Origin of the sequence: Campylobacter sp. FOBRC14, assembly GCF_000287855.1 — a bacterium.
In the GTDB taxonomy this organism is placed as follows: Bacteria; Campylobacterota; Campylobacteria; order Campylobacterales; family Campylobacteraceae; genus Campylobacter_A; species Campylobacter_A curvus.
The window spans coordinates 79100-94323 of the sequence record NZ_ALJJ01000009.1 but is presented as its reverse complement, the minus strand read 5'-3'; the positions used below and the strand labels follow the sequence as shown (position 1 = coordinate 94323).

Sequence of the window (15224 nt, the reverse complement as noted above, 5' to 3'; positions counted from 1 at the left end):
AGCTGAAATCACATATAAGTTAAAAATTTTATAAAATTTTAAAGTTTCTGAAGCGTTCGCTTGTGAAAAGCTATCGGGTTTGGGGTTTTCATTTTATCTCGGTCGCTCTCATCGTAGCCGTAGCTTTTGACGAAAACATCGAGCATGACGGTGCCTGCACTCTCTTTGCTTTGTACGGGTATGCCTGCACAAGTGCCGATATTTCCAAAATACGTTATATCCACCTCGTAGGTGAGGATAGGATTCGCGTCGTTTTTGAAATTTCCTTTTACGCTAGATAGGCAGCCTTTGCTTTTGAAGTCGTGATTTAAAATTTCAAGCACCGCATACTCGGTCGCACCTTGCGCCAGAAGCTCGGCTTGCTCTCTTAGGTAAATTTCGCTCGTTTGCCTTGATGTGGTATTTGACAGCGACAGTGCGAGCATGCAAAGAGAGGATGTCACGACTACGAAAAATATCGCGGCAAGCAGGCTAAATCCACGTCTCATCAGTATATTGCCTTTGTTTTGCAGATAGTCGCTTCGGAATTTTCAGCTTTTATACAAAGCTTTAGGGCTATGACGCCGTTTTGCTCTATGAAGTTAAAGCGCGTTACATGGCTGGCGAGCGTAGCTTTTGGGGTATTTTGGCTATCATATTTTTCACCCATCCACGGGCGGTAGTTGTAGTGAAGTATGAGGTCGAAGTCTCCTTGCGCGGAATTTTCTCCCGTGCTGATAGCGTAAGCCGTATATGCCAAGTGATATTGCTCCGAGACCCTCTTGCCGTCATAGTTTGAGATATTAAGAGCAGTGCCGTCCTTGACGCTGGCTCTTGCGACATCGAGATCGCCGTTATTTATTTTCTTTTGGTAGCCGAAAGATTTTTCTACATCGTAGGCGATCCCTTTAAAGACGACCGCCACTCCGCCGTTATCTTTTTTAAAGTCCACCTTGCCGTCCGTAAGGTCGATAAACATCTGCCTAGCCGTTTGATCGGTGCCACCTACATTGCTATACACATCAAATTTACTTCCCGGAGAGACCAGTCCGTTTGCCGCCGAGCTGACGGACAGATCAGCCAGTCCGCTATAAATGCCGGCGTCAAAAGCCTCATAAGAGTAGGTGATAAATTCTAAAACCGTATAGTCAAAATTTACATTCTCATCATTGAGCGCTAGATATGTATTGTCCGGCTTCCTGGCGATGACGCTCTCTTTTATACGGTATCCCAGTCGTTTTGAAATTTGCTCCAGCACCAGCTCGGTTTGAGTCTCTAAGGAATTTATGATCTTGCTTTGCGAGTAGTTTTTATAGACGTTAAAGAGCATGTCTAGCGTCATCAATGCGATGATGCCAAGGATCACTATAACTAATATGAGCTCCACAAGCGTAAAAGCTTTTCGCATCAACGCCACACTTTGGTTATCAAAAACCCGCTATCGCCGATGTTTGCCACAAAGCCCCTGATAGTAACGTCCGTTTTTATACCTTGACTTTCGCCGTAAGAGATCGCTTGTATCACTACCTCTTTGATGTCGTTGTTTGATGCACCTTTGAAAGTGTTGCTGCCGTCATTTACTTTGACCGAGTATTGCGACTTTACGACATAGTCGCGCTTTAGCTTTATGCCCTTGTCTTTGTCGTAGTTTATCGTCAGCTCTTTGGTTGCAAAGTCATCTATGCTTTTTTTGGAGATATATTCTTCATTGTTGCCGGTCGTAGGTGGCTTGTCGATGTTGCCTCTTGTGGTTAAGTTATAAAATATCCTACGTCCATCGCCATTTAGTCCAAATTTCTCATAGAATGTAGGCTCGTCTATATCGCCACCCTCATAAACCCTAGGAGATAAGGCACCGTTACTAGTCTTTACCGTCTCTTTGCTAAAAGGAGCTTTTAGGATCAAGGACATATAGGTTTTGGCGTTCATTATGCTCTCTTGCGTCATCGCTTTTGCGTTCGTTTGTGATGTGAGCTTCATCACGAGCGGTAGGCTGAGACTGACGATAGCTACGATGACGATAGAGAGTATGAGCTCTATCAATGAAAATCCGCGTCTTTTTACCATTCTATTCTTCTATTCGTTTTGTCGTCTAAATTTTTAAGATCACTGCCACCTATTATCTCGCCCACATTATCTTGTTTGCCATCGGGCCTCAAAGCCTTGCCGGCCCATTTGCCTTTATCTATAAATTTCACGTTAAAATCGCTCGTAGTGGCTTTTTCGTCGAAAGCATCGTGTATCAGCCACTGCGGCGCGGTCATTTTTATCAGATCCATCGTCGCACGAGTGTTTCGTAAATTTACACTCTCTTTGCCACTGGTTATGGTAGGCACGGTCGCAGACGGCGCGGAATTTATACGCGTGATATTGCTGCTTGCGGCAGATTCGTATTTGCTCACGTAGCCCTTGTTCGTATCGTGAAGCGGATTTACATACCATGAAGTGGTGCTTGGCATTTTCTCCCATGAGCTGCCATAACCCGTCGGGACATAGTCTGCGCTGCAGTTGTCACAATAAACCCCATAGTAGACATCGGCATCAAAGCCGCTCTTTGGCCCTTCGTAATACGGTGCATAAACGCGTCCGTAGTAGAATTTTGCGGACGTGAGATTAGCCGCGGCAGGCTTGGTGTAGGTCGCACCTTTGACGCCATCGGTGTCGTATATGTTTTGAAAGTTGAATATATCGCTTGTGGCCTTGAAAGGATTTTTGGCTAAATTCGTGAGTCTTGCGAAGTTGAATAAAATTCTATTTTTAGAGGTGCCGTCTTTAAAGCCATCGGCCAAAACCTCGTAAGATCCGTCATTTGCCGCAACGCCTGCTGATTTTTTGGCGGCGGAGATATTATCGCTAAAAAATAGTATCTCGTCGTTTAGCCTTTTCTTTCCGTTGTCGTCGTCTGTAAGAGCGGCTGACTTGTTGTCGGTGTAGTCTTTGATTATCTTATCCGTGCTGATCGTAAATTTGGCATTTTTCGAGTAGCAGCCTTTTGAATAAAGCCTTGCCGTTTTATCGTTGCCCAGCCTTGCTGTGAGGTCAAAGCTCGCAGCAGCCGCCATATCAGCGCTATTTGAGAGATAGGTCATATTGTTGCCAAAGTCTGAAATTTTAAAGTCGCTTATAAGCAGATCTTTTGGTAAAAATTTAAACGTAGGCGTTTTTAGGGCGATGTTGCAGCCTATCTTACCGCTGGTATCTTTGGTGGCCGTATCACTACCTGCTATGCAGTCGCCGTTTGCTTGATCGACAGCCGTATATGAGCCGTCTATGACTATGAGCTTCGCATCACCTATGTCAGGGTAGTAAAAGCTGTCGTCGCTTGCCCTGGCAGCACCTTTTATGTTGCGTTTTAGTGAGCCTACCGCGGTATTGCTGTTTGTAAATTCCGCTTTCAAAAGATTTGAAACAAGCTCTTTTTTTAGACTTTCGCTGATGACGCATGTGCTTGGCAGCTCGGGGAGGAACGAAACTATGTTATTACCGGAGGTTTCAAGCAGGCTAGTGTATCCTTTTGCGGGTTGATTTTTAGCGTCGGTAGCTATGAGCCCGACATTTTTATATCCAAGACCGCCGGTGAGGCTAAGTGGTAGTGAAGCGGTCTTTTTTTGCGTATCATAAAGCTTAAATTCCTTTGGTCTGACGGCAAAAGGATCATAGCTTTCGCAAGATGTTTTTACCTTGTGGTTGATCGGATCTGTGTAGTAAAGCTTTACGTGTAAAGATGTATATGGCTTTTCTATCGTTATATCTTTTATCTTGGCTACACTTTGGGTGCTTGTGAATGTGGCTTTTTTTATCGGGGCAGCTCCTGCGATCAAAGACTCGTCAGAGGTGCATTGATCCACTATCTTTACGTCAAGCTCGACATCGTCTTCGGCCTGGGCTATCTTGCCGCCTTTAGTGTGGACTATGTTTAGATCAAAAGGCTTATTTGCAAGCTGGGTGTATATGCTTAGCTTATCTGTGTCTTTTGGGTCGGCAACGGTGGTAGGTATGAAATCATGAGGATTTTGATCTTTTATTATTTTTAGAGCGTATTCTACTTGCTCGCATTTCTTGATAGCGCCGTTATATTCTAGTTTTATGCTCTTGTTTGAAAATTTTGCCAGATATCCGGTTTCTTCAAATTTATTTTTAAGCGTAAGATCGTATTGTATGAACGCCTTGTTGTTTTTTGCTAAATTTCCGCCTGAGCCGCTACTGGCATTTTGTCCTACAAAAAACTGCAGATCTTTGCCTATATGCTTTTGAAGTCCGCTGTTATCATTTACTTTGTCACTAGCACTTATACTAAATCCCCCACTCGCATACGGCTTTACGTATGTTGAATTTGGCGAGTATGTGCCTGTTTTATCGCTTATATTCGTGCTTATCGAGATATTTTCGGCAGTTTCGTTTCCTTGATTTAGTATAGTTACTTGTGATCTTAGGGTATCTCCCTCTTTTGCCGGCGTAGGAGCTCCCGAGCCTTTTTTTGCCAACTCTTTAAAGCCACCACCGTCTTTTGATTGTAAGAGGAGTTTCTCGTCATAACAAACGTGAGGTATATATACATCAGTCGAAAAGGCAACAAAGCTGATGTTTGCTCTATCGCCCAGTGTAGTTACTCCGTTTTGAATAACGTTTGCTTGCAGTGCTACCTCAGCTTCATATTGCCTATTTGTTATGTGATTTGATATATCGTATGTATCAAGATCCATTTGGTTATTATATTTTTTATTGCTATCTACATAATTGCCAAATTTTGTTATAGTTGAGTTGAATTGACCGCCTGCAGGGTTGTTTGCAGATGTTACTACTTCGTATCTGCTGCCTTTTTTGATCATTATGTTTTCGCTATTAACCTCTTTTTTTGCGCCAAATGCTAAAACGGTCAAGCTTGATTTTATATCTCCGTTACTAGGCGTATAAAAGCCGTCGAATTTTACTTTGGTTTCTTTGACGCCTATATTATGAATAGGTGCTAATATATATAGTCCATCAAATACTGTTACATTTTTTGCCTTTGCTTTTGTGTCGTCTTTCAAGTCATATACTACGACTAGGCTCCAACCACCATAGTGTCCAGAAAAGGCGTAGCCATTGTATTCGCCAAGCCAATCTCCGTCACGAAACATCCTTATGCCCCCAGGCTGACCCTCCGATGATTTGATGTTGCCGGCGCTAAATGTGGCATTATTAAGAACCAGATCGCCCATACTTTGTATGATAGTTGTTACATCATAGCTCGTATGATACATGAATTGCATACCTTTTCTAGTAAATGAGCCATACCATCTAGTATCGGTCTGCGATGCCGTAAAGTCATAATATTTGCCATCCGGTGTTCCAAATTTTATCTTGTTGAAGTCTTTTATGAGGTTAAAAAATGTAGTTGTTAGATTCGCTTGATTTGGATTTCCTTGCCAACCGCTAGATGACATGCCTCCGGCCCAGTATAGCCTAGCAAATACCACATCTTTTGCTTTTATGTCTACTGCGACCTCTTGCCCGTTTTGGTTTTTGGGTTTACTAAAATTAAATTTTGCATACGATGAATTCGTTTGATATTTTGGATTTTCTTTTAAGAATCTAACGTCTGTGAGTGAGCTCACATATATATCTCTTCTGCTTGGTTCGTAATCAAACCCACCATTTTTAGGCACGGATATAGTAGCTCCTATGACCTCTATATCGCCGTTGATTCTTCTTGTTTTGCCGCTATCTCTTGGCGTAAGACTTTCATAGCCTTTAAGATCTACAAAGCCAAGCTCCCCTTGATAGTCTTTTCTTACTATATTGTGAGATAAACCGTTTAAGTCATTGACCGCAAAAAGCGCCTGACCTAGAATAAGCGTAAGTATAAGTATCTTTAAAATTCTCATTTTTGTAGCTTCTTTACTGCGCCAAAGCGTCCGACTTCTTTAGCGCTCGTTAAATTTTTATTTTTGTATAAAATTTTCTATCGGTTCGGCTTGTCCGTATTGCGGATACGCCCCAACATCCAAAACCACCTGCGACAGCGTCATATTGTCCATATTGCAAACTATCGGTGCGACAAAATTTACCGTTGATTTCTCAAGAGGCAAAGATACGACTATGATGTTGTAAATTCTAAGCTGGCTCGTGTCTCTTATATCCATCAGCTCCTCATAGTAGCTAGGGATGTCGAATTCATAGCTTCTAAGTGCGAAAGGGTTTATCATCGTAAATGAAGTTTCGTCATCTTTGCTTTGTAATTTTACAAAAAATTTATCAAGCTCTATGAGTTCCATCGTTTTTATGTGCTCAAAGCCTAATATAGGGCTTTTTACGCTAAATGTCATACCTTCTCCTTTTCTAAATTTGGGGCATTTTACCATTTTTTAAATAAAAATACAAAAAATGATAAATTTATGTAAATTTAGGCAAAAATAATGGCAAAAAATGTAAAATACCAAAATCAAAATTCTTAAGGAAAAATATGCGTAAAATTTCAAAATTTATTGCGACTTTGGGCTTTGTCGTTTTGATCGGCGGATGTGCTGAAAAATACACCGAACTATACAACCTCACGCCTGATGAGTGGTACGCGCAAATAATAACCGATATCAAAGACAGCGATCTTGAAGCGGCAGATAAACACTACACTTCGATGGCTAGCGAGCACGTAGCCAGCCCGCTTTTGGAGCAAATTTTGCTCATTTTGGCTCAGGCTCACGTAAATGAAGAGGAGTATCTTTTAGCCAACCACTATCTTGACGAATATATCAAAAGATACGGCGACGGCGGTCCTAAGACGGAATTTGCCCAATATCTTAAAATAAAGGCGAATTTCGACTCGTTCTCTCAGCCAAATCGCAACCAAAAACTCATGGAAGACAGCGTCAAAGAGATAGAAAAATTCCTTTACATGTATCCAAATACCGAATTTAGGCCACTCATCGAAACCATGCTGATAAAATTCAAGCTCTCGCTTTACTATCTAAATATACAAATCGAGGATCTATATAAGCGCACCGGACGTGACGTATCGGCTGAAATTTACAAGGAAAGAGTCGAGTCATCGCCTCTAAAAGATGCCGACCTCATCAAGCCTGACGTGGCTTGGTATAGAAAAATATTCGAATAGGAGCGATCTTGCAAATAAACGAAAACAAAATTTTACCTACCGAGATCCCGATAATCGTCGAAGATGAGCTGTTTTTATATCCTTTTATGATAACGCCGCTTTTTTTGAGCGATGAAGAAAATTTACACGCGCTTGACCTTGCCATGCAGCGAGAGACCTCGGTCTTGGTCGTGCCTTCAAAGCCGCAACAAGACGGTGCACGCGACTTTAACAGCATATATGATGCCGGTGTCATCGGCACGATAATGCGCCGAGTGCCGCTACCTGACGGACGAGTGAAAATTTTATTTCAGGGCATCGACAAGGGTCGCATCGTGAAGCAAACCGGCGTAAATCCTCTGCGCGGAGTCGTCGACATGCTACATGTTAAGCGACCTTCGCAGGTAAAGACGGACGCGCTCATCGTGGTTTTACGCGAGAAGGTCAGGGAGCTGGCGCAGTTTAGCCATTTTTTCCCGCCAGATCTTTTAAAGACTATCGAGGAGAGCGCCGAAGCGACTCGTGTGTGCGATCTCGTATCAAGCGCCTTGCGCCTAAAAAAGCAGATAGCTTATAGTTTTTTTGTAGAAGAAAATTTAGAACAGCGCCTCTTAAAGCTCATCGACTACGTGATCGAGGAGATCGAGGCTAACAAGCTGCAAAAAGAGATAAAAAATAAGGTTCATTCAAAGATAGATAAGACCAATAAAGAGTATTTTTTAAAAGAGCAGCTAAAGCAAATTCAGGCCGAACTTGGCGGTGATAGTAGCCGCGAGGAGGAGATAGAGGAGTATCGCAAAAAACTCGAGGCTAAGAAAAAATTTATGGGTGAGGATGCCTATAAGGAGATAAAAAAACAGATCGATAAGCTAAGCAGGATGCACCCTGACTCGGCTGATGCGAATACTATCCAAGGCTATCTCGACTGGGTCGTCGAGGTGCCGTTTGAAAACGTAGCCAAGAAAAAGTCATCTATCGCCGAAGTCTCAAAGCATCTAAACGCCGATCATTATAGCCTGGAAAAGCCAAAGGAGCGTATAGAGGAGTATTTTGCGCTTCGTGAGCTACTTGAGCTTAGAGGCATCAGCGAAAAGATAAACAATGGAGCGATCCTGTGCTTTGCGGGGCCTCCCGGAGTCGGTAAAACAAGCCTTGCAAATTCTATCGCCAAAGCGCTAAAGCGCGAGCTGGTGCGTATAGCCTTGGGTGGGCTTGAAGATGTGAACGAGCTTCGCGGTCATAGGCGCACCTACATCGGAGCGATGCCAGGACGCATAGTGCAGGGGCTAATCGAAGCCAAGCAGATGAATCCTGTCGTCGTGTTAGACGAGATAGACAAGGTCGGCAGGAGCTACCGAGGCGATCCGACTGCCGTTTTGCTGGAGATACTAGACCCTGAGCAAAACAATAAATTCAGAGATTATTATCTAAATTTCAACATCGATCTTAGCAAGGTGATATTCATAGCCACCGCAAACGACGTGAGTACCATACCGGCTGCACTTCGCGATAGGATGGAATTTATCCAGCTAAGCTCATATACGCCGCAGGAGAAATTCGAGATAGCTAAAAAATATCTCGTGCCTCAAGAGCTCAAAAAGCACGGGCTAAGGCCAAGCGATATTAGCATAAACAAAGATGCGCTCGAGCTCATCATAAGCGACTACACACGCGAAAGTGGAGTGCGAAATTTACGTCGCAGGATAGCTGACATCTTGCGAAAAGTCGCCAAAAATATCCTGACTAAAAAAAGTGAAAGCAAGGTCGTGATCACGGCTAAAAATTTAAAAGAATTTTTAGAAAAGAAAGTCTATGAGATAGAGCCGGCCGATAAGAAAGATCAGATAGGGCAGGTAAATGGCCTGGCATGGACTAGCGTAGGCGGTGATGTGCTGAGGATCGAAGCCATACGCATACAAGGCAAAGGCGGCATGCAGATCACGGGGCAGCTGGGCGATGTGATGAAAGAGAGCGCTCAGATCGCATTTAGCGTGGTCAAGGTGCTGATAGATAATAAAAAACTCAAAGTGCCGATGAGTATCGTGCCAAAATTTGACGATGATAAAAGAAAGCTCGAACCTAGCGACGTTTATCGTAGGTTTGATCTGCATCTTCACGTGCCGGAGGGCGCTACACCAAAGGATGGGCCAAGTGCTGGTATAACGATGGTGACGGCGATCGCGTCGATATTAACAGATATCAAGGTCAGGCATAACGTGGCGATGACTGGCGAGATCACTTTAAGTGGCAAGGTGCTACCGATAGGCGGACTAAAGGAAAAGCTCATAGCAGCGCATAAAGCCGGCATAAAAACCGCTCTCATACCACGTAAAAACTACGACCGCGATCTTGACGACATACCTCAAGAGGTAAAAAAAGATATGAAAATAATCGCGGTCGATACGATAGATGAAGTGCTCAAAAACGCACTTGTAAAATAATCCAAAGTCGGCATAGCGCCGACTTTGACTGCATAAAATAAAATCAAGACCTTATTGTTTGATGGTTATAAAACTTTATAAAGCCTTAAGTTATTGCTGTATAATATTTTGATATTAGTTATTGATATAAAAAATTAATGCGTTAAGGAGAAAGATGACATTGGAATATATAGGTATTTATCTTGGTGAGGCCTTGGAGTGTCTAGATAGCGCAGGTGCAGAGCTTGTCAAATACAAAAATGAATCTCAAAATGATGAAAAAGCTCGAGACCGAGGAGCTTTTGACTGTAGTTTCAAAAAGTATAACCCAGCTATGGAAGGCTCGAGAAATTTTATACGAAAGAAAGCCCGATTTAAAGCAAAATTTTAAAAAAGAATTTGATGCTGACCCGAAAAAATATGAGGAACTAAGTAAAATTTCACAAACCGCGCAAAAGCTAGAGCGAGGCGGCAAACTAAAAGAGGCTGTCAAAAAATATGAAGAGCTTTTGAAAAGATCAAATTTCAGACATTTTGCACTGGTGGCGCAAGCGGGGGCTTTATAGATGCAGTAAAAAGTGAGAGCCTAGCCCGAATGGACTAAGCTTTTTTGGATCATATCCCTTCAAAAGGGTTTGTAACTACGTCTTTGCGATCGACTATGTAAGGTATTATCGCTGCGTGGCGTGCTCTTTTGATCGCTTTTTCTACCATTTCTTGGTATTTTTTAGATGTGCCGGTTAGGCGTCTTGGCATGATCTTAAATCTCTCTGACAAGCAGTACTTCAAAAGCGAAGTATCTTTGTAATCGATAAAATCTATCTTTGCCTCTGTGTATTTGCAGTATTTGCGTGAATATTTTCTTTTTTCTGCCATTTTTGATCCTTAATTAAAACGGTATTGTGTCGTCACTCTCGTATTTGTCAGCGTCGACATTGATATCAGGGACTTTGTCATCATAATATTCTTCGGATTTTTTAGCGGATTGCTGATTTTGCGGTCGCTGTTGAGAATTTTGATTGTATCCGCCGCTTTGCGCGTTATAGCCGCTATTATTGTAGCTTGATTGGTTATATCCGCCTTGCGAATATCCGCCACCTTGATTATTTTGATTGTATCCACCTTGCTGAGAGTTGTTGCCTCCTAGCATCTCCATGTTTTCTACACTTATGGAGTGTTTGCTGCGATTTTGCCCGTTGTTATCGGTCCATTGATCAAATTTCAATCTACCCTCGACGAGCAGCTTCGAGCCTTTATTTAGGTATTGGTTTGCTATCTCAGCTTGCTTTCCAAAAAAAGTGATGTCAATAAAGCAAGTCTCTTCGCGTTTTTCGCCATTAACGCTAAATTTACGTGTGACGGCGATACCTGAGTTGCCGATAGCCGAGCCGCTAGTAGTGTATCTAAGCTCGATATCTCTGGTTAAATTTCCGACTAAAACTACTCTATTGAACATTTTTTATCCTTGATTATTCTTCCGAGAAGGTTTGCTCTTCTATCTTTTCCGCCTTGGGCTCACGTGGAGCTCTTGGCTCTCTAGGCTCGCGAGGTTCTTTTTTGATAGTTTGCTTGATGCCCTTGCAAAGTCTCTCCCACGCTGCGATCTCTCTTTTATTCTCGTACTTGACACTTAAGAACCTAATGATATCTTCAGTGATCCTTATGTTTCTAGTAAGCTCTGCCAAAAGTGCAGGTGGCGCTTTGTAGTAAATGACGAAATATGTTCCGCGCTCATATTTTTTGATGGTATATGCAAGTTTTCTTGTGCCCATCTCTACGACAGTCGCGATCTCGCCGCCATTTTTGGTGATAACTTCTTTTACGAAGTCGACTTTCGCTTTAACTTCTTCTTCAGTCAATGTAGGCTTAAGAATGAATAAAAGCTCGTAATGTTTCATTGATTCTCCTTATGGGTATTAAGCTCGCTGTGCGAGCAAGGATGCTTTAAGCAAGTGCTGATTATAGCTTCATTTTACTTAATGTTTGCTGTTGATATTAAATTCTGCAAGTTTAAAATAGCGGCCAAGATAAACGAATTTTTGTCTATTTTAGGGTTTGCTTTTAGCTCTAGCTCGGCTAAATTTAAAGCGGTAAAAATTTGCCTGTAAGCCTTTAAATTTAAAGACAAACTTTGCGTTTTTAGCATATTTGCGATATTTGGCGGAGGCGCATAGCCGATAGCGTCTTTTACGTCGAATTTCCCGTTGATCTTGATATATAAATGAAGCTTGAATAGCCTAAAAAACGCTTTATAAAGCGAATTCAGAAGTAAAATTTCATTAAAGCTGGGATCTTGCTCATATGCGAAAAAATCCCCCCTTATATCCTTAAGGCTTATAAATTTGTTGAAAAAATCATCGAAATTCACGGCTCCAAGCCCGAAAACCAGCCTCCTGACATCGTCTTGTTCGATATGTATGTCTAAGCTTGCAAGCTTATTTAGCTCGCTTGCGGCAAGATATAAATTTTCATTATGTATGAAATATAGCTCGTAAAGTGCGTTTTTTGTGATATTTAGAGCGATCTTGCCGGCTTGTCTGCTTAGTAGCATCACAGCTTCGTCAGGGCTTGAGGGCTTAAAAAATCTCGCGAAATTCGGCTCGAAAATTTTTTGCGCCTCGAGTGCGAGCTTCATGTCCGCTTCGTAAAATTCAAACAAAAAGCAGTTATTTGTGTCTTTTTGACACGCCGCTACGAGCTCTTTTAGCTCTTTGCCGGGTATCCTTTTATCGCTTTTTATGTGAAGCACGTTTTTGCCGCCAAAGAGCGACGGCTCACTGATGTGAGCTTTGGTCCTGGCAAAGTCATACTCGTCAAAATAGACGCTTAGCACATTTGCGTCGCTAGTACAATATAAATTTAAAATTTCCTTGCCGTAAAGCTCGATCTGGTATTCATCCGCGCCAAAGAGCAAAAAATAATTTCTCACATTGCCGTTTGCAAGGATATTTTCGAGCTCTTTTCTATACATCAAATTTCCTTTTCGAGCTTGCGAACGACCTTGCCGATTATTTTTGCCGAGGCGATGTCGGCTTCTTTGATCTCGACTAAGACCCCTTGCAAGAGCTCGCAGGTATAACCAGTGATGAAAATTCTAGCGCCCACGAACTCATCGTCCAGCTTTGCTACTAGGATATTTTGATTTTCACTGATGTAGCAAACGACCTGCTTGCCGATGTTTTCGCTCGCCCAGCGTGCAAATTTCCTATCCATGAAATCAAACGCGACCTTATCGGCCTCTCTTTCAAGCTCACTCAAATTTGAGCAAGTGCTTTCGATATTTAGGAGCAAAAAGTTATAAAGCTTCTCGTCTTTGGCTAAATTTGCCTTTAAAAGGCGGTGTAAGATGAGGTCTGAGTAGCGTCTGATCGGGCTAGTAAAGTGCGTATATCTGTCAAATCCAAGCCCGAAGTGGCCTAAATTTTCACTTGCATATTCGGCCTTTTTCTGCGCTTTTATGATGAGCTTGTCTATCTCCTCGCGGTTGCCGATAGCTTGGGCTTTGGCTTGTATCTTTCGTATCAAATTCGCAAGATCGTTTTCATAAACGAAGTCAAGCCCGAGCGCGGCCAGATCGTTTAAGAGATTGTCTATTTTTTTTAGATCTGGTGCGGCGTGATTTCTAAAGACGCCCTTTTTTATGCGTTTTGCGGCGGCTTTGTTGGCCAGCAGCATGCAGTCCTCGACTAGCCTGTGCGAGTCTGAGTCGCTCTCGTAGCGCGTAGCTGAAATTTTGCCGTTTTCATCCAGGCTCATCCTGAGCTCTTGCGTGTGAAAGTCAAATGCGTGCACGAGGCGCTTTTTGCGAAGTTTGGTCGTGACCGCAAATAGCGGCTTTATCCACGAAATTTCGCTCTTTCGTCTGCCCTCTAAAATCTCATCGACCTCATCGTAGTTAAAGCGCTTTTTTGAAACGATGATCGCCTCGAAAAGCTCCTCTTTCGTCACGTTCAGCTCGCTATCAAGTGAAATTTTAAAGCAAAACGCAAGGCGCGGGACGTTTGGCTTAAGCGAGCATATATTTTCGCTCAGCGCTCGCGGCAGCATCGGTATGGCCTTGTGCGGAAAATATATCGAAAAGCCGCGTTTTTTAGCCTCGCTGTCTATGGCGCAGTAGGCGCTCACGTATTCGCTTACATCGGCGATCGCGACGTAAATTTCGAGGTTTCGTTCGTCAAAATATATCGCATCGTCAAAGTCCTTGGCATCGATCGGATCTATCGTGCAAAATTCTAAATTTCGCAGATCCACGCGGTCTGGATACATGCTAGCATCGACCTCGTCGCCCCAAGAGCTCGCCTCAAGCTCGCAAGCATCGCTAAATTTATCGTTTTTGTTATATAGGGCGAGTGAAATTTTCTCATCGCTGAAAGGATCGTTTATGTTGCCTAAAACCTCGACTATTTCGTTGTTTAGGTTATTTATCTTTAAAAGCGTCCCTATAGGAAGCGCTTTTAGGCTTTTTTGACTGGCTTTTAGCGCCAGAGATAGCCCTGTCTTTAAATTTACGCCAAGTACGGCCGCGCCAAAGTGCTTCGTATAAACGACGCTGGTTTCGTTGGCTAGCTTTAGGCTCATGACGACCTTAGCGCTTTGACGCTTTTTTTTAAGCGGTAGCAGCTTTGCTAGCACGATGTCGCCAAAGTGCGCGTTGTTTAAATTTTTATTTTCTATGATGATGTCTTGTTTGAAGCGCTTGTCAAACGGCATCAAAAAGCCAGTGCCGTTCGCACTGATGTCTAGTTTGCCGCAGACAAAGCCGTTGTTTAGGTAAAATTTATCTTTATGTAAGCTCGCGGCGCCTAAATTTAAGAGGTTTCGTAAAACCTCTTTGCTCTCGCTGTTTATCTCTTTCTCTTTTACGCCGCTTAGCAGGGCAGTGAGAAATTCCTTCACAGATTGTCTTTGACTTTCGCCGTCGCCATTAAAAATGTATCGTGTCCAAAGCCGTATTCATCAAGAAGTGGAAGTGTATTTTGTATGCTCACGTCATCAAGCTGATTAAATATATTCACAGCCGTTTTTATGACCTTCAGCGCCTTTGCGTATTCTTTTATGTGTTCCGGAGCTTCCTCCGGGTCGTTTGAGTAGAGGATGGAGTTTACGAGCTCGGTCTCTAGATTCCACTGTTCAAAAATTTTAGCCGTGACCTCTTCGTTGGTGATCTCTAAAAATTCCGTCTCAAGTAGCGCCAGATCGCTTGGATAGACGATATTTTTCAATCTTGATTTAAATTCCTCGTCCTCGTTATATTCTGTTAGCTCGTGCGCTAAGACGATCTTGCCGATCTCTAGCATAAAGGAAGCCGGAGATAAAATTTCAAGGCTTTTTGGCTTGATCTTTGAGTACCAGTTATACATCAGCGCGTTTTGGATAGTGGAAATATTTAAAAAATCTTGCGCTGTGATACCGTATGGTTCTAAATTTATCGAAAAGCTTTTCTTGATAGTGCTTGAAAGTGCGAAACCTCGTATCGTCGCCATACCAAAAAGCGAAATAGCGCGCGCAACGGTCGTGATCTCCTGAGAAAATCCATATAAAGGCGAATTTGCCGAACGCAAGATATTTGCCGTAAGCATCGGGTCTTTTTCGACGACTTTGGTTAGGTCGCTTATGGAGCTGTTTTCGTCCGCATGTAGCCTCTGGATCTGGATGACCGTGTCGTCAAGCGGCGGTAGGGCTTTGATCTTTTTATATATAGAGTCGTTCATTATGCTAACTTTCTGTATTAAAATTTGGGCCATTTTACCAAA

Annotated in this window: 14 protein-coding genes; 3 read left to right on the top strand and 11 right to left on the bottom strand. The window is 42.7% G+C overall.

Annotation, left to right across the window (positions count from 1 at the left end):
• Positions 1 to 38 precede the first annotated feature (38 nt).
• Genes HMPREF1139_RS03720 through fliW form a run of 5 tightly spaced genes read right to left on the bottom strand, consistent with a single transcriptional unit; the run spans position 39 to position 6287 of the window.
• A complete protein-coding gene (locus HMPREF1139_RS03720) occupies positions 39 to 488 on the bottom strand; it encodes a hypothetical protein (protein ID WP_009650056.1) in 450 nt (149 codons plus the stop codon).
• The gene (locus HMPREF1139_RS03715) at positions 488 to 1387 is read right to left on the bottom strand and encodes a prepilin-type N-terminal cleavage/methylation domain-containing protein (RefSeq protein ID WP_009650233.1); all 900 of its coding nucleotides are present in this window, start codon (positions 1385 to 1387) and stop codon (positions 488 to 490) included. Before HMPREF1139_RS03715 ends, HMPREF1139_RS03720 begins: the two co-directional genes overlap by 1 nt.
• Complete coding sequence (locus HMPREF1139_RS03710) at positions 1387 to 2046, bottom strand: type II secretion system protein (protein ID WP_009650166.1); 660 nt, start codon at positions 2044 to 2046, stop codon at positions 1387 to 1389. The genes HMPREF1139_RS03715 and HMPREF1139_RS03710 overlap by 1 nt, the downstream gene beginning before the upstream one ends.
• Positions 2040 to 5846, bottom strand: a complete 3807-nt coding sequence (locus HMPREF1139_RS03705) for a hypothetical protein (protein ID WP_009650104.1) — start codon at positions 5844 to 5846, stop codon at positions 2040 to 2042. The genes HMPREF1139_RS03710 and HMPREF1139_RS03705 overlap by 7 nt, the downstream gene beginning before the upstream one ends.
• 57 nt (positions 5847 to 5903) lie before the next feature.
• Positions 5904 to 6287: a flagellar assembly protein FliW gene (gene fliW / locus HMPREF1139_RS03700; protein WP_009650344.1), complete on the bottom strand. Its 384-nt coding sequence runs from the start codon at positions 6285 to 6287 to the stop codon at positions 5904 to 5906.
• A 137-nt stretch (positions 6288 to 6424) separates the two neighbouring features.
• Between fliW and HMPREF1139_RS03695 the strand changes: the two genes are divergently transcribed.
• The 3 genes from HMPREF1139_RS03695 (at position 6425) to HMPREF1139_RS03685 (ending at position 10037) form a co-directional block, all read left to right on the top strand.
• On the top strand, positions 6425 to 7072 hold the full coding sequence (locus HMPREF1139_RS03695) for an outer membrane protein assembly factor BamD (protein WP_009650100.1): 648 nt from the start codon (positions 6425 to 6427) through the stop codon (positions 7070 to 7072).
• Positions 7073 to 7080: 8 nt separating this feature from the next.
• A complete protein-coding gene (gene lon, locus HMPREF1139_RS03690; RefSeq protein ID WP_009650222.1) occupies positions 7081 to 9492 on the top strand; it encodes an endopeptidase La in 2412 nt (803 codons plus the stop codon).
• 224 nt (positions 9493 to 9716) lie between these two features.
• Positions 9717 to 10037 carry a hypothetical protein gene (locus HMPREF1139_RS03685; RefSeq protein ID WP_009650177.1) on the top strand — a complete coding sequence of 107 codons (321 nt, stop codon included), beginning with the start codon at positions 9717 to 9719 and terminating at the stop codon, positions 10035 to 10037.
• 49 nt (positions 10038 to 10086) lie between these two features.
• On the opposite strand, the gene rpsR is transcribed toward HMPREF1139_RS03685, so the two are convergent.
• From rpsR to HMPREF1139_RS03655, 6 genes are all read right to left on the bottom strand, one after another.
• Positions 10087 to 10347 (bottom strand): 30S ribosomal protein S18, encoded by a 261-nt coding sequence (gene rpsR / locus HMPREF1139_RS03680; protein WP_009650290.1) that lies wholly within the window; start codon positions 10345 to 10347, stop codon positions 10087 to 10089.
• A 13-nt stretch (positions 10348 to 10360) separates the two neighbouring features.
• On the bottom strand, positions 10361 to 10927 hold the full coding sequence (locus HMPREF1139_RS03675; protein WP_009650080.1) for a single-stranded DNA-binding protein: 567 nt from the start codon (positions 10925 to 10927) through the stop codon (positions 10361 to 10363).
• A 13-nt stretch (positions 10928 to 10940) separates the two neighbouring features.
• On the bottom strand, positions 10941 to 11369 hold the full coding sequence (gene rpsF, locus HMPREF1139_RS03670; RefSeq protein WP_009650208.1) for a 30S ribosomal protein S6: 429 nt from the start codon (positions 11367 to 11369) through the stop codon (positions 10941 to 10943).
• Between the two features lie 74 nt (positions 11370 to 11443).
• Positions 11444 to 12442: a DNA polymerase III subunit delta gene (gene holA, locus HMPREF1139_RS03665; RefSeq protein ID WP_009650072.1), complete on the bottom strand. Its 999-nt coding sequence runs from the start codon at positions 12440 to 12442 to the stop codon at positions 11444 to 11446.
• Complete coding sequence (locus HMPREF1139_RS03660) at positions 12442 to 14367, bottom strand: RNB domain-containing ribonuclease (RefSeq protein ID WP_009650170.1); 1926 nt, start codon at positions 14365 to 14367, stop codon at positions 12442 to 12444. The genes holA and HMPREF1139_RS03660 overlap by 1 nt, the downstream gene beginning before the upstream one ends.
• Complete coding sequence (locus HMPREF1139_RS03655; RefSeq protein ID WP_011992125.1) at positions 14364 to 15182, bottom strand: HDOD domain-containing protein; 819 nt, start codon at positions 15180 to 15182, stop codon at positions 14364 to 14366. The genes HMPREF1139_RS03660 and HMPREF1139_RS03655 overlap by 4 nt, the downstream gene beginning before the upstream one ends.
• Between the last annotated feature and the right edge of the window lie 42 nt (positions 15183 to 15224).